16 protein-coding genes are annotated in these 19180 nt (G+C 62.6%); 1 reads left to right on the top strand and 15 read right to left on the bottom strand.

Going from position 1 to position 19180, the window contains the following annotated elements; genetic code table 11:
- Nucleotides 1–85: 85 nt before the first annotated feature.
- From F3J20_RS10295 to F3J20_RS10250, 10 genes are all read right to left on the bottom strand, one after another.
- The gene (locus tag F3J20_RS10295) at nucleotides 86–1018 is read right to left on the bottom strand and encodes a LysR family transcriptional regulator (protein WP_167044153.1); all 933 of its coding nucleotides are present in this window, start codon (nucleotides 1016–1018) and stop codon (nucleotides 86–88) included.
- A gap of 72 nt (nucleotides 1019–1090) precedes the next feature.
- On the bottom strand, nucleotides 1091–2047 hold the full coding sequence (locus tag F3J20_RS10290) for a DUF979 domain-containing protein (protein WP_167283317.1): 957 nt from the start codon (nucleotides 2045–2047) through the stop codon (nucleotides 1091–1093).
- Complete coding sequence (locus F3J20_RS10285) at nucleotides 2044–2793, bottom strand: DUF969 domain-containing protein (protein WP_167283316.1); 750 nt, start codon at nucleotides 2791–2793, stop codon at nucleotides 2044–2046. Before F3J20_RS10285 ends, F3J20_RS10290 begins: the two co-directional genes overlap by 4 nt.
- 113 nt (nucleotides 2794–2906) lie before the next feature.
- Nucleotides 2907–6557, bottom strand: a complete 3651-nt coding sequence (locus tag F3J20_RS10280; protein WP_167283315.1) for a hydantoinase B/oxoprolinase family protein — start codon at nucleotides 6555–6557, stop codon at nucleotides 2907–2909.
- A gap of 170 nt (nucleotides 6558–6727) precedes the next feature.
- Complete coding sequence (locus F3J20_RS10275; RefSeq protein WP_167283314.1) at nucleotides 6728–6868, bottom strand: hypothetical protein; 141 nt, start codon at nucleotides 6866–6868, stop codon at nucleotides 6728–6730.
- A 66-nt stretch (nucleotides 6869–6934) separates the two neighbouring features.
- The gene (locus F3J20_RS10270; protein WP_167283313.1) at nucleotides 6935–7933 is read right to left on the bottom strand and encodes a polysaccharide lyase family 7 protein; all 999 of its coding nucleotides are present in this window, start codon (nucleotides 7931–7933) and stop codon (nucleotides 6935–6937) included.
- 624 nt (nucleotides 7934–8557) lie between these two features.
- A complete protein-coding gene (locus tag F3J20_RS10265) occupies nucleotides 8558–9028 on the bottom strand; it encodes a hypothetical protein (RefSeq protein WP_167044171.1) in 471 nt (156 codons plus the stop codon).
- 561 nt (nucleotides 9029–9589) lie between these two features.
- Nucleotides 9590–10789 (bottom strand): acyl-CoA dehydrogenase family protein, encoded by a 1200-nt coding sequence (locus F3J20_RS10260; RefSeq protein ID WP_205193010.1) that lies wholly within the window; start codon nucleotides 10787–10789, stop codon nucleotides 9590–9592.
- Nucleotides 10776–11339, bottom strand: coding sequence for a flavin reductase family protein (locus tag F3J20_RS10255; protein WP_167044174.1), 564 nt, complete (start codon nucleotides 11337–11339; stop codon nucleotides 10776–10778). Before F3J20_RS10255 ends, F3J20_RS10260 begins: the two co-directional genes overlap by 14 nt.
- Before the next feature lie 137 nt (nucleotides 11340–11476).
- Nucleotides 11477–12376: a VOC family protein gene (locus tag F3J20_RS10250; RefSeq protein ID WP_167044177.1), complete on the bottom strand. Its 900-nt coding sequence runs from the start codon at nucleotides 12374–12376 to the stop codon at nucleotides 11477–11479.
- 283 nt (nucleotides 12377–12659) lie between these two features.
- On the opposite strand from F3J20_RS10250, the gene F3J20_RS10245 reads away from it, so the two are divergent.
- Nucleotides 12660–14402 carry a sigma-54-dependent Fis family transcriptional regulator gene (locus F3J20_RS10245; RefSeq protein ID WP_167044180.1) on the top strand — a complete coding sequence of 581 codons (1743 nt, stop codon included), beginning with the start codon at nucleotides 12660–12662 and terminating at the stop codon, nucleotides 14400–14402.
- Between the two features lie 32 nt (nucleotides 14403–14434).
- Here the strand turns inward: F3J20_RS10245 and F3J20_RS10240 are convergent, their stop codons facing one another.
- From F3J20_RS10240 to F3J20_RS10220, 5 genes are all read right to left on the bottom strand, one after another.
- Nucleotides 14435–15322, bottom strand: a complete 888-nt coding sequence (locus F3J20_RS10240) for a crotonase/enoyl-CoA hydratase family protein (protein WP_167044183.1) — start codon at nucleotides 15320–15322, stop codon at nucleotides 14435–14437.
- A 102-nt stretch (nucleotides 15323–15424) separates the two neighbouring features.
- Entirely contained in the window at nucleotides 15425–16360 is a 936-nt protein-coding gene (locus tag F3J20_RS10235; RefSeq protein ID WP_167044186.1) for an ROK family protein, read from the bottom strand.
- Nucleotides 16357–17127: an alpha/beta fold hydrolase gene (locus F3J20_RS10230; protein WP_167044190.1), complete on the bottom strand. Its 771-nt coding sequence runs from the start codon at nucleotides 17125–17127 to the stop codon at nucleotides 16357–16359. Before F3J20_RS10230 ends, F3J20_RS10235 begins: the two co-directional genes overlap by 4 nt.
- Before the next feature lie 47 nt (nucleotides 17128–17174).
- Nucleotides 17175–18005 carry a sugar phosphate isomerase/epimerase family protein gene (locus F3J20_RS10225; protein ID WP_167044194.1) on the bottom strand — a complete coding sequence of 277 codons (831 nt, stop codon included), beginning with the start codon at nucleotides 18003–18005 and terminating at the stop codon, nucleotides 17175–17177.
- Entirely contained in the window at nucleotides 18005–19078 is a 1074-nt protein-coding gene (locus F3J20_RS10220) for a Gfo/Idh/MocA family oxidoreductase (RefSeq protein WP_345889857.1), read from the bottom strand. The genes F3J20_RS10225 and F3J20_RS10220 overlap by 1 nt, the downstream gene beginning before the upstream one ends.
- Between the last annotated feature and the right edge of the window lie 102 nt (nucleotides 19079–19180).

The following is a 19180-nucleotide window of genomic DNA, read 5'->3' as shown; positions in this document are numbered from 1 at the left end:
CCACATCTTTACGCATGCGCCGCCGGTCGGTCGAGCAAGAAAATTAAATCGTCCGCACAAGAAAATCGGATAGGCCGCGCGCGGCTCAGACCGTGACGCGCGCGGCGCCCTCGCCGAGCCGCTGCGCGTAGCGCCGCACGGTGCCGATCGCGATCTCGACGAGTCGATCGGTCCAGTCTGTGCCGTCGCGCCACGCCATTACGAACGGCAGCGGCGGCGGCACTTCCAGCCCTTCGATTCGATGCAGCACGCCGTTCTGCAGCGCGTCTTCGACGAGCGCCGCCGGCATCGCCACGACGCCGAAGCCGGCCTGCGTCAGCTTCACCATCGCCGCCACGGAATTCATGCAGTTCACGCGCGACTCGCCGAGCCCGTACGACTGCATTAGCCGCAGCAGATCCTGGTGCGGACGCGAATGGCGCGAATACGTGATCAGGCGTTCGCCGCCGAGCCAGCGCAGCGCCGCCGTCGGCGATTCGGGCCTGGGCCCCGTCACGATCGGCGAATCCGCCGCCGCGATCCAGCTGATCGGCAGTTCGAGCACCTCGATGCTGCGGATCGTCTCGTCGCGTAGCATGTCGGTCTGGATCACCATGTCGAGCATGCCGCGCCGCAACTGCTCGTTGAGCGTCAGCGCGGTCTCGACGGTGACCTCGATGTCGAGATTCGGATAGTGCTCCATTACGTCCGCGACGAAATCGACGAACCACGAATGGATCGCACTGTCCATCGCGCCGATCCGGATCGTGCCGAACGCGAGCTTCTCGCCATGCAGCGACGCGCGCAGCCGCGCCATCGATTCGTTGACCTGCTCGGCATACGCCAGCACGCGCTCGCCCGCGGGCGTGAGGCTCGTGCCCCGCGGGCCGCGCGCGAACAGTCTGACGCCCAGTTGCTGCTCCAGCGCGAGAATCCGGCTGGAGACGGCGGCTTGCGTCGAATGGAGCTTGTCGGCCGCGAGGCTGAAGCTGTGCAGCTTCGCGACCCAGATAAAGGTTTCCAGAAACTTCAGGTTCACGTGATCTCTCTGTCGATACGAGGCGAAAAAATCGGCGCGCAGCGATTCGCTGCCGCCGAGCCGCTGCGGGTATCAGAGGAACATCAGCGAATTGAGCAGCACGATATTGACGACCAGCATGATCAGCGCGGTCGGCACCTGCGCGCGAATCACGCCGTATTTGTCCGGCAATTCGAGCAGCGCGGCCGGGACGATATTGTAGTTCGCCGCCATCGGCGTTAATAGCGTGCCGCAGTAGCCGGAGAACATGCCGATCGCGGCCATCGTCGCCGGGTTGCCGTGGAACACGCCGACCAGGATCGGCACGCCGATGCCGCCCGTCATCACCGGAAACGCCGCAAAGCCGTTGCCCATGATGACCGTGAAGAGCGCCATCCCGACGCAATAGACGACGACCGCGACGAAGCGATGGTCGAGGTCGATGTAGGTCGTGCTGACATGAGCGACCGCCTTGCCGACGCCGGCATCGGCGAACACCAGCCCGAGCATCCCGAGCAGTTGCGGCAGCACCACCGCCCACGACAGCGCGTCGATCAGCCGGCGCGATTCGCGGACCGACTGCGCAACCGAGTCGCGCGTCAGCCAGCATGCGAGCGCGAGCGCGGCGACGCAGCCGATGCCGAACGAGACGAGCGTGACGTTCTTCGGATCGATCAGCGGCATGCCGCCGAACACGAGATGCGACGACAGCAGCGTGCCGATCACGGTGACGAGCGGGATCGTCAGCGCCGGCGCGAACAGCCGGTTGCCGAGCTGCTTCGCGCGCTCGAAGCGCTCGCTCTCGGTGCGGACCTTCGGCTTGCCGCCCGTCACGCCGCCGAAGCCCGCCACCAGCGCCATCGCGACGACGAGCCCGCCGACCACGGCGGCAGGCAACCGGTCGCCGACCACGAACACGACGCCGTAGAGTATCCAGAAACCGCCGGCGAGAAACCGTTTGGGATGCTCACGATCGCAAACGATGATGCCGCCGACGACGAACAGCAGTACGCCGAGCAGCCAGAAGAAATAGTTGAGCAGGATCGTCATGCGTGTTCTCCGTTGGCCGGCGCGGCGGCGTGAGAGGGACTGTCGGGCGTCTCGGACGAAGCCTGCGCTCGGCGTTCGAGCCAGCGGTCGAGCCGCCGCAGCCGCAAGCTATGCACGACGAACGCGGCGACGGCGACCGGGATGCCCCACACGGCGACGTGCAGCGGCTCCACCGTGATGCCGGCCTCTTTGAGGAACGTGACCATCAGCACGATCGCGCCGAACGCGACGAAAATATCCTCGCCGAAGAACAGGCCGACGTTGTCGGACGCCGCCGCGAACGCGCGAATCCGGTAGCGCTCGGTGTCGCCGAGCTTGCCGAAGCGCGCGGCGGCGCCCTCGGCCATCGGCGCGATCAGCGGGCGAACCATCTGCGGATGGCCGCCGAGCCCGGTCAGGCCGAGCCCAGCCGTGATCTCGCGCACGAACAGATAGGCGATCAGGAGCCGCCCCGGTGTGGCCGCGCGAATGCCGCTGATCCAGATCTGCGCGCGCTCGCGCAGCCCGTGCCGTTCGAGCAGGCCGATCACCGGCAGCGGCAACAGGATGATGAGCGGGATCACGCGGGTCTTGACGAAGCCGCTGCCGATCGCCTCGAGAATGCGTTCGACCGGAAAGTGCGCGGCGAAACCAGTGACGATCGCCGCCACCGTGACGATCAGCATCGGATTGAAACGCAGGACGAATCCCGCGACGATGACGAGAACGCCAAGCAACGGATAGAGATTGACTGCCGTGGGGTGCATCGTTGGTCTCCTGATTGGTCCGGCGGCGGGTGGTGTTCCCAACCGCCGGTAGGGTGAATTTCACTGCCGCACGGGCGGCGCGCCCCCATCACGCTGCGCGCCGCCCGCCGGGCTCAGGCCGTGCGGCCGTAGCCGCCGCCGCCCGGCGTTTCGATCACGAACACGTCGCCCGGATTAACCTGGGCCGTATGGGTCGCGCCGAAACGCTCGACCTCGCCGCCGGCCCGCTCGATCCAGTTCCGCCCGGGGCGGCCGTTCTCGCCGCCCGCGAGCCCGAACGGCGGCACCCTGCGGCGGTTCGCGAGGATGTTCGCGGTCATCGCGCGCGTGAAGCGGATGCGCCGCACCGCGCCGTCGCCGCCCGCCTGCTGACCGCCGCCGCCGCTGCCGGCGCGGATCGCGTGCTGCTCGACGATCACCGGGAAGCGCCATTCGATCACCTCGGGGTCGGTCATCCGCGAGTTCGTCATGTGCGTCTGCACCGCCGACGTGCCCGGATGGCCCAAGCCCGCGCCGGAGCCGCCGGCGATCGTTTCGTAGTACTGCTGGGTGTCGTCGCCGAACGTGAAGTTGTTCATCGTACCCTGCGAACCGGCCATCACGTTCAGCGCGCCGTACAACGCGTCGGTGATCGACTGGGACACCTCGACGTTGCCCGCGACGACGGCCGCCGGATAGACCGGATTGAGCATCGAGCCCTGCGGGATCAGGATCTCGATCGGCCGCAGCACGCCTTCGTTCATCGGAATGCTGCCCGCCAGCAGCGTGCGGAACACGTACAGCACCGCGGCCTTGCAGACCGAGCGCGGCGCGTTGAAGTTGCTGCCGCGCTGCTCGCTGGTACCGTCGAAATCGACTCGCGCGCTGCGCCTGGCATGATCGATCGATACCTTCACGCGAATCACCGCGCCATCGTCCATCTCGTACGCGAACTCGCCGTCGGCGAGCGCATCGATCGCGGCGCGCACGGCCTCCTCGGCATTGTCCTGCACGTGGTTCATATACGCGAGCACGACGTCGGCGCCGTAGCGCCCGACCGCACGCAGCAGTTCGGTCGCGCCGCATTCGCACGCGGCGATCTGCGCGGTCAGGTCGGCGATGTTCTGGTCGACGTTGCGACTCGGCCACGGACCGGCCCCGAACATTTCACGCACCGCCGGTTCGAGAAAGCGGCCCGCCGCGACGATCTTCACGTTGTCGAGCAGCACGCCCTCTTCCTCGATCGTCGTGCTGTTCGGCGGCATCGAGCCCGGCGTGATACCGCCGACGTCGCCGTGGTGGCCGCGCGCGGCCACGTAGAACAGCAGCGCGTCGTCGGGACCGTAGACCGGCATCACGACCGTGATGTCGGGCAGATGGGTGCCGCCGTTGTACGGCACGTTCAGCATGTAGACGTCGCCGCGCTGCATGTCGTCGGCGTGCTGCCGGATCACGCTCTGCACGCTGTCGCTCATCGAGCCGAGATGCACAGGAATGTGCGGCGCGTTCGCGATCAGGCCACCCGCGCGGTCGAAGATCGCGCACGAGAAATCGAGCCGCTCCTTCATGTTGACCGAATACGAGGTCTTTTCGAGCGTCACGCCCATCTGCTGCGCGATCGACATGAAGATGTTGTTGAAGATCTCCAGATGCACCGGATGGCGCTCGGTCGTGATCGTCTGACGGGCCGCCGCGCTGGTGACGGCGTCGTCGGCCTGTTCGAGGCGCAGCGTCCCGTCGTCGAGCACGCTCGCGCGCCAGCCCGACTGCAGCACGATCGTCGAGATGTCCTCGGCGATCAGCGCCGGCCCGTCGATCCTCGTGCCGGCCGCGAGGGTCTTGCGCACCCACAGCGGCACCGCCGTGTCGCGTCCGTCGAGGAACATCCGCACCTCGCCCGGCGTGGCGCCGGCCACACCGGCCGGCGCGCCGATGCCGGGCTGCGTGCCGGTGCTGCCGACCGCCTCGACGACGATCGATTCGATCACGAGCGGCTTGTCGCTCATCACGAAGCCGTAGCGCTTCTCGTGCAGCGCCTCGAACGCGGCGACCATCGTCTGCGCGTCGCCGCACGGCACTTCGAGCGTCGAGTCGGTGTTCTGGTACTTGAGACGAACCGCGCGCGCCGTCGCGATCTGCTCGCGCGGCACTCGCTGCGCGACCACCTGCCGGACCGCCTCGGTTTCGAGTGCTTCGTATTCCTTCAGGATCGCCTCGACCGCGCCGGCGTCGAGCGCCGTTTCGACGGCCTTCTCGCGCAGCACGCGCAGATCCGCGAGCCCCATGCCGAACGCGGACAGCACACCCGCGAACGGATGCAGCACGATGCGGCGCATCCCGAGCGCCTCGGCGACCGCGCATGCATGCTGGCCGCCGGCACCGCCGAACGCGCACAGCGCATAGCTGGACACGTCATGGCCGCGTTCGACCGAGATCGTCTTGATCGCCTGCGCCATGCTGTCGACCGCGACCGTCAGGAATCCTTCGGCAACCGCCTCGGGGCTCATCGTCTGGCCAGTCTCGCGCTCGACCTGTTGCGCCAGCTCGGTGAAGCGCCGGCGGACTGTCCCGGCGTCGAGCGGCAGGTTGCCGTCCGGGCCGAATACGTGCGGGAAATGATCGGGCTGCACGCGGCCCAGCATCACGTTGCAGTCGGTCACCGTCAACGGGCCGCCGTTGCGGTAGCTCGCCGGACCGGGCCATGCGCCGGCCGATTCCGGGCCGACCTTGAAGCGGCCGTTTTCGAAGCTGCAGATCGAGCCGCCGCCGGCCGCGACCGTATGGATGTCCATCATCGGTGCACGCACCCGCACGCCGGCGACCTGCGTCTCGAACACGCGCTCGAATGCGCCGTCGTAGTGCGCGACGTCGGTCGACGTGCCGCCCATGTCGAAGCCGATCACCCTGCTTTCGCCGACCGCCTCGCAGGTCCTCACGGCACCGACGATGCCGCCCGCCGGCCCCGACAAAATCGCGTCCTTGCCGCGGAAATGCTTCGCGTCGGCGAGACCGCCGCTCGACTGCATGAACATCAGGCGCACCGAACCGGTCTGCCGCGACACGCGCTCGACGTAGTCCTGCAGCACTGGCGACAGATACGCGTCGACCACCGTCGTGTCGCCCCGGCCGACGAGTTTCATCAGCGGGCTGACCTGGTGGCTCACGGAGATCTGCCGGAAACCGCATTCACGCGCAATCGCGGCGACGCGCAGTTCGTGTTCGGGGAAACGATAGCCGTGCATCAGTACGATCGCGATCGACGTGATGCCGCTCGCGCGCGCCGCTTCGAGCGCGGCGCGCGTGCCGGCCTCGTCGAGCGGTTGCAGTTGCTCGCCGTGCGCGCCGACGCGCTCGTCGATCTCGACCACGCGCTCGTACATCTGCGACGGCAGCTCGATATGACGCGCGAAGATGTCGGGGCGCTCCTGATAGCCGATGCGCAACTGGTCTGCGAAACCGCGCGTGATCGCGAGCAGCGTGCGGGCACCCTTGCGTTCGAGCAGCGCATTGGTCGCCACCGTCGTGCCCATCTTCACGACCTCGATGAGCTGCTCCGGCAGCGGCTCGTCGGCCGCGAGGGCGAGCAGGTCGCGCATGCCCTGCACGACTGCATCCTCGTAACGCTCGGGATTCTCCGACAGCAGCTTGTGCGTAACGAGCGCGCCGTCGGGCCGGCGCGCGACGATGTCCGTGAACGTGCCGCCGCGATCGACCCAGAACTGCCAGCGTCCGTCATCGGCACCTGGCGTCTCGTCGCTCGGCGCATTCGTGTGTTTCTGATTCATCTTCTGCTTATCCTTCGTCGTTCGGAATTCAATTGAACCGGGTCATGCGTACCGGTTCATACATCGGCATGGGCGCGATTGTCGAAGCTCGCGCCGACGAAGTCGAGGCAGAAAAATAAATCGACCTCATAAGAAAATCATATGTCTGCCGAAGCCCCGTCCGGCGGGGCTTACAGCGGGTTTGACGGGGCGCGCGCGAAGGCGCTGGAGAGGGCTGTCGGGATGCGTTCGAGCGCGCGCACGATCGTATTGACGATCGTGCGCGACGGAGAGACGGTGACGGCCGGCAGAAACGACGACGGATGCGGCATTGCTCCGCCGCTGCGCATTCGCAGATACTTGCAGCCCATCGGCCAACGGCGCGAGCTACGCGCCGTTCATTTCGTATGCGAGATGCCGAGCCCGTAGAGCGTCACGGCGCTGCCGCCCGCCGGGTCCTGGCAGTAGTTGCCCGACTTGAAGTACATATTGGCGTTGTTGAAGCTCGGGTCCAGCTGGATCGACTGGCTGTGCCCCGCGGCCGTGATATCGAGCTGACCGTTCGGCTTCATCTGCATGTCGTACGAGAACTTTTCGCCGGGTTTGACGCCGGTTGCGATCGTCACGTTATGGCGGCCCGCATTCGGCGAGTTCGAGTCCATCACGCTCGCGACGATGTTGCCCTTGTCCCAATGCAGTTCGACGGGCGGACGCGGCTTGCCGCTCGACACCTGCTGGTGGATCTGGCCGAACACGACGTCGCCGCCGGGCGGCAGCTTGTCGACCGAGACCGTTCCGCTGAGCGTCGACGTACCGCTCGACATCTTCCAGGTGCCATTTTCCGAGAGTTCGGAACGCGGGAAATTCGAATTCGCGGTATGGGCGCCACCGCCCGGCGGCACCGTCAGCGTGATCGAACCGTTGCCGTTGTGCTGGAAATACTGGCTGTTGTAATTGCCGAGCTGGCCGCCGCTGATCGTATCCACGTGGCCGTTGCTGCCGCTCGGCAATTGCAGGCTGCCGAAGCCCGACAGGTCGACCGAGGACGGTCCACCGCCGGCTCCGTTCACGCCGCTCGGCGACGTCGTGCCTACCGACGGGGCACTGGCCGGAGGTGTACCTCCGGGGCCTGCGCTCGCGGGCGCGGGTGCGGGCGGCGAGAAACCGCCGCTGGAAGGTGTGGGAACCGACGGCGCGCCGGCACCGCCGACCGCGGGCGCGCCACCGCCGCCGCTGCCGTTCTGGTTCTGGTACGTCTGGTTCAGGATCTGCAGGATTTCCTGCAGCAATTCCAACATCAGCTGCTCCTGGCCGGCATTGCCGGCGCCGAAGCTGCCTGCATCCAGACCATTCAGCGAACCGGCCTGGTACGGGTTCTGAATCGCCAGATTGGACATGGTCGACACTCCAAGAATTGAGTCCGTTTGAGAAGCACCGTTCGCGTGATCGCCCGTGAGGGCTTATAACGGTCTGTAAACCACGATCACTGTATGCGGAGCGCCGGAGCATTCCGGCTCGCATCCGAAGTTTCGTCGCGTGGGGCGAAATGAATGGTTGGGGGGGGGGGCGGGAGGGGGGGGCCGCTTTTGGTAAGGGCGAACTTGAAAGCGTCCGTCACGCAATCCTGCGATTTGTGTTGCGATGTCCCCTAACCAGCGCTCCGGTCATCAAAACAAGGCACTGTTCAACGGACTGCCAGATCGCCTGGCTGAAACTTGCTCTGTGAACAGGTTGCGTTCTGATCGCATTATCCGTACGTGGCCGCCCGGTGGGTTGGTAAAAGCGTGTTTAATCGAACCCGCTTAATACAACCGGATTTGATCATGCCAGCCTGTCAATGGCATGGGTTCCGCTACCCGCTCCCATTCGTTCATGGACGATAGCGGCAATGCGATTAGCGGTTCTTCTTCGAAACCATCGCGCCGCCGGCTCCGACTAACGACTTCTCTACGCAATGGGTCCGGCTGGTGCGCGCGAGTTGATTCTCCGAGGAGCCGGCAGTTGCGTAGGATACGTGCCTGTCATTCACTGTCGATTGACCACCCATGCGCCTTCAATTTGCCCAGGGCGCGTCTTGCGACCTCGCGGGGATCACCCGAATAGCATGATTCATCGATCGCGCCTTTGTTTGTCATTGCGACTTTCGTGCAAAGGGCTTCCATTCTTTCATTCGAAACGGCGTCAACTGTTACCCGCTGGGCACCGAGTCGCGTTGCCGCGCTCGCTGCCGCATACTGTACGAAATAGCCAATGCCCTTTCCCTGCATGGCTTCCGGTAGCTCGACAACGTCATAGCCAAACGTTGATCTGTTCGTGTACGTAGGATTTTCGTTGTCGGCGGTCATCTCCTGAGTTACCGAGACAGCTTGCCCGTCAGGGGCCTGTAGATGCAACCGGAAGTTTGCCTTCGACTCGCCTGCCGGCTTGCGATCTTGTCCGATCCTTAATTTTCCGAACCGGGCATGGGACGCAGCGTAATTGACCTCGTTCATTTCGCGTTGCTCTGGTCGAACGCGCGAAACGCTGATACTCGGCATCGAGCCTGCGTCACGGGAAGGGCGCGGTGCACGAGATAAGCCCTGCAGCGGAAAGCTCGGCGACTGTTGACGTTCCCGGTTAGACCCGGGCCTGACGGCTTGCGAACCAGGCTGGTTGTCGTACGGAGCGACAACGTCGGTACTAACAGTAATAGCTCTCGATGCACAGATTCCCATTGAACCTCATCCTTAGGTCGTCAACACAAATGCCATGATATAGGCCTTATCGAATTCGCGTTGATAGTCCGACAATACTTCGAGCTGATCGCTTGCCATGCAATAGGTGCAAGGACGGAATGAATGTATGTGACCTTCCTGCTGGATTCCCAACCCCCAAACCGAGCCAGGAGCAAGGCGCGCCGATCTCTCCAACGATGTCGAACTTCTGAAGCTCCTCCGGTCGCTTCGGTGCGAATATCACGCCCGCCCTCGTTCACTCATGCCACCGCATTCACCTCTCGCGGACGCCCCGGCAAACCGCGCCCATAGCGCGGCTTTTCCGGGGCGTGTCTGGTACTACTGTGCTTCCGGCAAACCGAACAGGAATGGCGGAACACCCTGGCCAAGCAGATACCCGCCAAGCACACCCGCCGTATCGTCTTCGTTCTGGGTAATATGGTTGGCAGCGACCAGCATGGCGCGCATCCACAATTGCGCCGGGTTGCTCAGCGCAACCGCGCGCGCACTGAGCTTCTTCCACAGCATGAGCGAAGCATCGAGGCAATCCTTGCCGCAGCGCTGAATTTCAAGGGCGTGATAGACGCGATCGTTCAGAGGCACCAACTCGCCTTGGCTAACGTGAGCCGATGCTTCCGCATAGACCTGCGCGAGGCGTGCCTGTGCCGAGCGGACCAGCAATGCGGCGTTGCCGAGCTTGTCCTTCACGTACGGGTTCTGTGCCGCGCCCCCCGGCCCCATGACATTCTGGCGCGACGTCATCTGTTCGATGTACAGATCGATCATGCCGCGTGCGTAGCCGATGATGACCGACGACACCGCCCCATAGAAAACCTGGCTGAACGGGTACAGATACGGCTCCGGCCGGTTGGATTTCCGATAGTCGACGATGCTGTGCGAACGATAATCCGGCACGAATGCCTCGCCCTTGATACGCACGCTCTTACTCCCGGTACCGCCGAGTCCGACGACATGCCAGTCGTCGATAATCTCGTAGTCGTCGCGCGACACGAGGAAGGCGCGGTGATCGCGAGGATTGCCTTTTTCGTCGAGCGCAAACGCACCCAGCATGGCACCGCCTTCGGCGTGATCGCACCCACTGGAGGTTCGCCATTCGCCGCTCACGAGCCATCCGCCTTCCACCCGGCGACATTTCCCGAACGGAGCATAAGACGAAGCGACCAGGATATTCGGGTCCGTTGCCCACAATGCTTCCCCCGCGCGCGGGTCCATCGTACCGAACTCCCACTGGTGGACACCCAGAATCATCATGTTCCACGCGCTGGATGGGCACCCTCTGCCAAGTTCCATCAGTACCCTGGAGAATACGCCCGGGTCCATTTCCCATCCCCCCCAGCGCCTCGGTTGCAGTATCTTGAAGAAACCGGCCTGCCTGAAGGCCTCGATCGTCTCTGCTGGCACACTGCGCGCCTGTTCTACTTCAGCGGCGCTGGCACGTAGTGCAGGAATCATTGCGTTGGCGCGCGCAACCAGTTCCTTCACCGACGGCGCGTAAATCATTTCGTTAGCGACATTCATTTCCTTCCTTCTCCTTAACACTCGAATCGTCGACAAGCGCGCTGAACTGCCCGTGCGCGTACACGAGCGGCGCTGTGTCGACTTCTCCTACAACGACACTCTCCACGTCGCAAATCAAAATGGAATGCGTGCCTGCCTGGACCATCTCGGCTATGTGGCACTGGAAGCTCGCCAGTGCGCCGGACAATGCCGGCACCTTGCCTTTCCACATACTCGTCGCGAATCGATCCGGCCCGCTGACATCCGGCACCATCCCTGCAAAACGTCGAGCGATATCCACGTCGCTCGCGGACAGCACGTTCACGCATAGAGCACGCGCCTTTTCGAAGGCCGTATACGCGGACACCTTGCGGTTCACGCAAGCCAGCAGGCGCGGCGGCTCCGCGGACAACGAGGTCACGGCCGTCGCCGTCAACCCGACCGGCATCCCGTCCAGATCGGACGTCAGCACACAAACGCCGGCTGCCAGGCGGCGCATTCCCTGTCGGAAGCAATCCGGCAACGTATCGATGCGCCGCACCGGCGTTTTCGCTAGCGCAGTTTCAGCCATATTCTGTATTCCTGAATTGAAGAACCGATCCGTTATTCGTGATGCACGGACCGCACCGTGTCACTCGCACGGTGCGCTGCACGGAATACCTTTGGTGGAATCGGGGCGTCGTGACAGCCTGCCCGAACGCGAACCGCTTACACGGACATGGCCGGAGGCCGATGGCCCCAGTCGCTCAGCTGACTGTAGTTTTTCACTTCCCACGCAAGGTCGTCGATGACGACACCGCCATAGCCATACTCGAGTCCGAAACCCGACGGCGTCTGGACGTAAAAGGAGAACATCTGGTCATTGGGATGATGTCCCAATCCCGCGTGGATCGTCAGACCGGCATTCAGGCAGCGGTCATAGGCCATACCCACATCGTCGATGCTCTGCACCTCAAGCAGCACGTGGTGCAGCCGCTTCGGGAAAGGCATGGATGCTGTGGCCAGCGAATGATGGCGCCCCGTTCGCGTGTGAAAAAAAGTCGCATCGATCATCACACCGGGCATGGTATGCGAATCGCGAATCGTGTCGCTGATACGAAGGCCGAGCACGTTCTTATAGAAGTCGAGCGACCTAACGTAGTCTTTCGAAACGGGCAGGATATGTCCCATGCCGAGGCGTCCCGTCTCGAATCCCGCTCCCTTTAGTCGCGCCGAGTGAAACGGCGCAGAACCCGGGGCATAGGTCGGGCCGCAATAAAATTCATGGACGAAGCCATTCGGGTCGTCGCAACAGAAGACACGCTCCACCTGCCGGCTCGCGGCAAGGTCCTTGCCGCCATCGCGGACCGGAAGACCCGTGCTCTTCAGTCGCGTGATGTAGGCATGCAACTCGTCCTCCGTATCGAACTGCCAGCCTGCCGCGGCAATGTCGTCGTCGCGCCCCTCCTCCAGCAGGATGCGCTGCGCGTACTCGTCCATACGCAAGCCAAGTGAACCGGAATTTCGCTGGCCCGCCATCAGGCCAAGCACGTCAACTGCAAAATCCTCCCATTTCCTCAAATTGCTCACCTGGAACACGGTGTATCCCAGGCTTGAAAGCTCCGACATGATTACTGCTCCTTCAAGGGGTTTCTTGCGCAGCCACTATCGCGCCACCGGATCTATCAAGCAATCATCATGCCATCACAGAAATGATGCATCGCATCATTTCTCATTTTCCGTTAAAACTATGAAAAATATAAAACTTAGAACATCGACAATGTTGCATTGCAATATAAAACCACAAATCGGTCGCGGTTGATTTTTCGCGGTACCTGAAAAAAAATGATGCCCCACTGCAAAATTTTTAACCTCCTTTGGCAGGCCGCCCGGCAAGCCAAGGGAGACATCGATGCCGAAAGCACTCAGCCGCATGGACTTCCCCGATATCGCACTACTCAAAGACAAGCTCCATTTCAATCCCGAGCGGGCGCAGATCTATCTGGGCAAGCAGCGCATGATCATGATGCATCTCGCCGCGCTCAACGATTTGCGCGGCGAACTGATTGCCTCACTCGGCAGTTATTCCGCCAGAGCGATCCTGACTCGCATCGGGTTTTCTTCAGGCACACGCGACGCGGAGACAGCACTACAACTTCATGCACCGGGCGCCGCTATATTCGATTTGCTGGCGCGAGGCCCGCAGCTTCATGCGCTACAGGGGGTCGCCCTCTCCAAGCTGATCAGCGCGGACCTGGACGTGACGCAAGGGCGCTGCCGTCTGGAATTCCTGTGGGAACATTCATTCGAAGACGAAGACCACCGACTGTCGCATAGCTTCAGTTCGACGCCCGCATGCTGGCTACAGACCGGATACGCAAGCGGCTTCCTGAGCGCCTGCATGGGGAAGCTGATCCTCGTGCGGGAAATCGGCTGTCGGGCAATGGGGCACGACGTGTGCCATGTCATCGCCCAGCCGGCAAGCGAATGGGCCGATCCGGAGACGGAGCTGCAGTTCCTGAACGCGCCAGTCATGGATCATGTGCCTGATTTCAAGGCAAAGGAAAGAAGAGAAAAGCGACGCGTGGCGGCACTCCCGCATGAACAGTCCAAGGGTAAGTCGGAGATAGTTGGCATGTCGCCGGCTTTCCAGGCTGTTGTCCAGAAGATCAACCGTGTGGCACCAACCGGGGCGACCGCACTGTTGCTGGGGGAAAGCGGCGTCGGCAAGAGCGCTTTGGCCCGCCTGCTGCACGAGCGGAGTCACCGGGCGGCGCAGCAGTTCGTGGCCATAAACTGCGCGGCCATTCCCGAGAGCTTGATGGAAGCCGAACTGTTTGGTGTGGAGCGCGGCGCTTTCACCGGTGCCGAGGCCGCCCGTGCAGGGCGTTTCGAACTCGCCGAGAATGGCACTCTGTTTCTGGATGAGATCGCGACCCTGCCGCTTACCGCGCAAGGCAAATTGCTGCGCGTACTGGAAACGGGAGAGTTCGAACGCCTCGGCAGCGGCACGGCCCGGCACGCTGACGTTCGCATCATTGCCGCAACCAACGAGGATCTTTGGGGCGCCGTGCGGGCAGGCCATTTCCGGGAAGACCTGTTCTTCCGCCTATATGTTTTCCCGATTCAGATTCCGCCGCTGCGGCAACGCAAGGAAGATATCCCGGTGCTTATTGCGCACTTCGTCGAGCGCTATTCGAAGGCCTACGACCGCCAGGTCCACGGACTCGCGCCGGAAGCCATGGCCACGCTGCTCTCGTACCCCTGGCCCGGCAATATCCGTGAGCTTTCGAATGTCCTCGAGCGTGCAATCATTCTCAGCGACAACGACCGGCCGCTCGACCTTTCACATGTCATTACGATGAAGGAGCTTTCGCGCGAGCGTACGCAAACGGATCACATCGTGTCGATTCCTTCGGAAAAGAGCACCGCAGAAGCGGCTCCCGCTTTGCATCGGGACGAGGCGGAACCGGATCACTCGGCAATCGTGAGCGAACTCATGCGCCGCCATGGCGTCACTCTCGCTCAGATGGAAAGGACGATGGTCAGCGCCGCGGTCGATCAGGCCGGAGGTAATGCCTCACGGGCAGCCGCGATTCTCGGCATCACACGCGGTCAGTTGGCGTACCGAAGAAAACAGCTCGCACCTTCGTAATACGCCCCTGCCCACTGCCTACCCTACCGGACCTACCCGTTTTCGAAAAAATTCGTAGACCCCATTTGCAAACTGGACGAGCGCCGGTTTTGCATGACGACGAGACGCTCCATGAAGGCGAGGTCTTTCTCCTTGATATCGAAGGCGGCTTCGACCCAGTCTTCAGTAGTCGCCAGCAATTCCGCACGACACAACGGCAACACGCGTTGGCGCGCGCGTATCATGGCGCGAATGCCGTTCAGTTTCGGGCGCAGTTTGTCGATGAAGGTATGCATCGCGGCTTGGGCATCGCCCGGCTTGAATACCTGATCGACGAGCCCCTTCTCCGCATGCCATTGCGCCGTATGCGACTCGCCCGCGCCGATCAGCTCTTCGGCGAGCAGCATGCCTGCCTTGCGAGCGACGAGCGAATACCCGCCCATACCGGGAAAGAGATTGAACGCGATTTCCGGGAACCCCATTTGTACGTCGCGCTGAGCGAGCAGGAAATGATGTGCAAGCGCTGCCTCGAACCCTCCGCCAAGTGCGGTTCCTTCGACCATCGCAAGCGAAATGGCCCCGGTATCGAACCCTCGCGCTGCTGCATACACGCAGTCGACGCAGGCCTGTGCGTAGGCCATCAGCTCCTGGCGTTTTCCCATGCGAATCGCTTTCGCCAGGAAATCGAGGTCCCCGCCGACATTGAACATCGTCGGAACCTTTGAGCCGGTGACCCAGAAGTCGATCGGCACATCGGATTCCCGGGCGGCCTGGGCGAGTTCGAGAATTTCACGCACGAGTTCGACATTGAAGCAGGGGCGCGGCCGCGGGTGCAACATCACCCACAGGATGTTGCGCCCCTCCTCGTAGCAAGCGGAGATTTGCGATAGATTGCCTGTTTTTTTGAATTGCCGATACGCGTTCTTCTGAGGCATATTCATTTTGAATTTCTCTTTCAAAATAGAAATATGGATTAAGCAACGCACACTCAAAAACTGCAATCCTGCTTAGCACCTCCAACCATTCGGGAATCTATTTTCTACCTATAGCGTAGCCATGCCCCCCGCGATGATCGCGGATGCCCCATGCAAAACGGCGGTCCAGCCGTGCCGGGACCAGCGCACATCCAACGTGCGTCCCGTCTCCGCCATCGGCACGAAACGGCCGATGAGTTCGGTCAACGCTTCCCGCGGATAGCCGGCCATATCCATGATTCCGCCACCGAGAAGAATCACAGACGGCGACATCATCGCAATGGCCGCGCCCACCGCCATCGCCTGATATCTGACGAAGCGCGACAGCTCTTTCTCCAACGAAGAATCGAACCCCGATGCCTGGAATACACCGTCAATGGACACGCCGTTACGCTCGGCAATGGCTTGCAGCGCACGCCCGGATGCATAGGCTTCGAGGCAGTCCGGTCGCACGCCCTCGGGCACAGGACCTTGCGCGCAAAACGGCATCAGACCGATTTCCAGCGCCCAGCCGCCGCCGCGAAACGGCTTGCCGTCATTCACGTAAGCCGCACCGATCCCGGTGCCGAAGAAGATGCCGAGAACATCATTTGCATCCCCAACAATGCCCGCTCGCGTCTCGCCCAGCAGGGCCAATACCGCGTCACGCTCAAGGAGAACGGTGCAGCCGACGAGCCGCGCAAGCTCGGTACCCAGCCGCCGGCCATCGAGACTCCCGATGTTCGCGGCATGCAGAACGCGATCGCCATCCCGGTCGATAAATCCCGGCACGGCGGCGACTATCGTCTGTGGCGCGATGCCTGTCTCCGCGATCACATTCCCGACCATTCGTGCCAGTGCTTGCACAGGATCCCCCGCTCTGAGCGCATCGCTCGAAAAGAGCTTGCGATAAGCCAGCGGTTGGCCGCCACATGCGTAGCCAAACTTGACGTTCGTACCACCGATATCGATCACGAGAATGGATGCGCCGTCTGGTGTCTGCAAGCTCTTTGTGGCCTGTGTCATGACGCGCTCCGCATCGGCATCAGAAACTCGCGCAACGCCCGTTCCATCCCGGCGAGGTACTCGTTGCGACTTACAGATTTCGACGTCACGATCCTCAACGTCGAACCCGGAATCAGGTCGGCCAGCGTCTGCGCCATTTCCACTGGATGCACATAATCCTGGCCGTTGGCAACGACGAGCGTCGGCAAATCGAGCCCGCCGATATCGCTGCGTTGAACGTCCGGCCCCTGTGCGGGAATGCGACTCAACAGCGCAATGGTCGACTCCGGATCGCTCCGCGTGAAAAAGCCGCGCATCGATGCCGCGTTATCGGTCGAGACTACTTCGATCTCTTGCAAACGCTCGCCGGCTTCGAGTCGCATCAAACCCTCGCGGGCCCCATGTTTCGCGAGAAGATCGGCCACGTCGCGATAGATCCGCAGTTGCGCGGGACCCGCCGTGTCCACCCACGCGGGCCGCGCAAGAATCAGCGCGGCCGCGCGCTCGGGGCGCGACACCGCGATGCGCAACGCCACGGCCGCGCCGAGCGATATGCCGCCGACGACCGCGCGCCCGATGCCAAGATGATCCAGAAGGGCCACGGTATCATCGGCAAACTGTGCGATCGACAATGCCGTGACGCTCCCTAACGCGGAAAGACCGTGGCCGCGACATTCGAGCGTGATGCGGCGAATGCTGTCGATCGCGGGAAAAACCTCCGCCGGTTGCCTGCGGTCCGCGCCCAACCCGTGCTGCCACAACACCGGCAGACCCTCGCCCTCATCCACGAATGCCAGCCTGCATCCATCCGCCGTTTCAAAGTAGCGGCCAGTCATCACGCGCAGTCCTGAATGATTGACGACAGATACGATGCCACGCCAGGCGCCTCGGACTCTTCGAAGTTGTGGCCGACCAGCGGACCATCGTAGCCAACCGCTTTCATCCGGGCGACGAATGCCGGAAGATCGACGGCGCCCTGGCCTGCGGGAACGACGGTGCCATGACGGTCTATATCCTTCGCATGCACGAGAAACAGGCTGCCCCCGAGCAGTTCCGCGGCCTCCGCAACGATCTCGTTCTGCCGGGGCTGCGCCTCGGGCGGAAGAAGATTGGCGGCGTCGAGCACAATGCCAAGACGCGTCGAACCCATCTCATCGAGTATCCTGCGCGCGAGCCTCGCATCTGCAATCACGTTGCCCGGTTCCGGCTCGATACCGAGCACGAGATCGAATGCCTCGGCAAGTGCCAGCGCAAAATCGAGTTCACCGCGAAGGGTATGCCATGCCTCGTCAGAGCGGTTGTCGGGATGAGCGCGCCACATATTCGAGGTATCGCGCGATCCGGTGCACAAGGTCACCAGCGAGACGCCCATCTCGCGCGCTGCCCGCATCACGTTTTCGAACCCGGCTCTGTCGCGTTGTCGTTGTGCCGGGTCTGGATGCGCCATGTTGTAGGTACCCGATAACGCGCACAACGTCAGGCCCGCTTCCCTGGCGCTTTGGGCAATACGTTCCCCCATGCCGGACGGAAACACGTCGGGCAATGCCGCAAGTCCCGCACATGAAAGGTTGAACTGCACGGCGGAGAACCCGTCGGCGCGTATCCGCACGAACAGATCGCCAGGGTATTTCGCGGCGTACGTCCGGGCAAAAACGCCTGGCGTCATCACAACGCACCCCCGGCTTCATCGAGGGCGACCGGCGCGCCGCTACGCACCGATTGCGCAATCGCGACCATTGCCCGGATCGACGCAACACCATCGTCGATATCGGCGCCTCGTGCCGCGACGCCATTCAGCACCGTATCCGCGAACCCTTCGATCTGGCGTCGATAGAAATGCCCATCGGCTCCCAGCACGCGCGTCGTCGTCTCATTACGCTCGTGAAAAATCTCGACGTCGCTCGCCTTGTAGTACCAGGGGTTATAGATTTTCGCGGTCGCGCTACCGTGCTCGCCGTAGATCTGAAACCCTTCGTGCCAGTCCATGCGAACCGCGATGGTCAAATCCAGATGCCCCAGCGTGCCGTTTTCGAAATCGACGTCCACGAACCAGCAATAAGCGCCGAATTTCTCTCGCAGCCTCGCATCGACCGCGCGAATCGGGCCGCCGAGATAGCGCGCGAGATCGACGAGATGGCTACCGTGCGCCAGCATGAAATACCGTTGCCTGTCGGCTTTGGGGTCGCCTTGCGGACGCAGCACGCGCGTGCCTTGGCGTGGCATGGGTTGAATCGCGTCCGTGTTGGTATAGCGATGCGTCGAATCGCAGTACCAGGCCTTGAGCGCCAGCATCTCGCCCATTTCATCCTGCACGAATGCCTTCGCCGATTCGATGCCGGGATCGAAGCGTAGCATGTGGCCGATTTGCAGAACCTTGCCCGAACGTCGAACTTCCAGAGCGAGCTGCTCGACCTCCTCGACCGAAACGCCGATGGGTTTCTCGCACAGCACGTGCTTGCCCGCAGCAAGTGCCTTCAGTGACGCGGGTACGTGGAACGCATCGGACGTACCGATCACGACGGCGTCCACCTCCGGGTCCGCGAGCATCTCGTCATAGTCGAGATAGATCTTCTGCGCGTCGTAGAACTGGCCGAAATGTCGCGCGAGACCTTCGTCGACATCGCACACCGCAAACAACGTGGCGTTGCGCGCTTTCTGCACGGACTCGAAGTGTGCAAACTGCGAAATCGGTCCACAGCCCAATATGCCGATACGCAATTGCCTTTCATCCTTTCTCACAGCGTTCTCCATCGGTGTCCCGCACCGAATAAACAGTAATCCTGAACTTAATGAATCAGGCACATCGATGCAGGCGGACGCCGTTCTCACGGCCTCCGTGGG

The organism is Paraburkholderia sp. Cy-641 (assembly GCF_011752945.1).
Taxonomy (GTDB): Bacteria; Pseudomonadota; Gammaproteobacteria; order Burkholderiales; family Burkholderiaceae; genus Paraburkholderia.
Note: the sequence above shows the minus strand (reverse complement) of the source record. Positions and strands in the feature narration are given on the sequence as shown.

Coding starts and splice junctions, on each gene's coding strand:
- F3J20_RS10290 (WP_167283317.1), bottom strand. CDS start 2,047: ATGACGATCCTGCTCAACTATTTCTTCTGGCTGCTCGGCGTACTGCTG.
- F3J20_RS10285 (WP_167283316.1), bottom strand. CDS start 2,793: ATGCACCCCACGGCAGTCAATCTCTATCCGTTGCTTGGCGTTCTCGTC.
- F3J20_RS10280 (WP_167283315.1), bottom strand. CDS start 6,557: ATGAATCAGAAACACACGAATGCGCCGAGCGACGAGACGCCAGGTGCC.
- F3J20_RS10275 (WP_167283314.1), bottom strand. CDS start 6,868: ATGCCGCATCCGTCGTCGTTTCTGCCGGCCGTCACCGTCTCTCCGTCG.
- F3J20_RS10270 (WP_167283313.1), bottom strand. CDS start 7,933: ATGTCCAATCTGGCGATTCAGAACCCGTACCAGGCCGGTTCGCTGAAT.
- F3J20_RS10265 (WP_167044171.1), bottom strand. CDS start 9,028: ATGAACGAGGTCAATTACGCTGCGTCCCATGCCCGGTTCGGAAAATTA.
- F3J20_RS10260 (WP_205193010.1), bottom strand. CDS start 10,789: ATGAATGTCGCTAACGAAATGATTTACGCGCCGTCGGTGAAGGAACTG.
- F3J20_RS10255 (WP_167044174.1), bottom strand. CDS start 11,339: ATGGCTGAAACTGCGCTAGCGAAAACGCCGGTGCGGCGCATCGATACG.
- F3J20_RS10250 (WP_167044177.1), bottom strand. CDS start 12,376: ATGTCGGAGCTTTCAAGCCTGGGATACACCGTGTTCCAGGTGAGCAAT.
- F3J20_RS10245 (WP_167044180.1), top strand. CDS start 12,660: ATGCCGAAAGCACTCAGCCGCATGGACTTCCCCGATATCGCACTACTC.
- F3J20_RS10240 (WP_167044183.1), bottom strand. CDS start 15,322: ATGAATATGCCTCAGAAGAACGCGTATCGGCAATTCAAAAAAACAGGC.
- F3J20_RS10235 (WP_167044186.1), bottom strand. CDS start 16,360: ATGACACAGGCCACAAAGAGCTTGCAGACACCAGACGGCGCATCCATT.
- F3J20_RS10225 (WP_167044194.1), bottom strand. CDS start 18,005: ATGACGCCAGGCGTTTTTGCCCGGACGTACGCCGCGAAATACCCTGGC.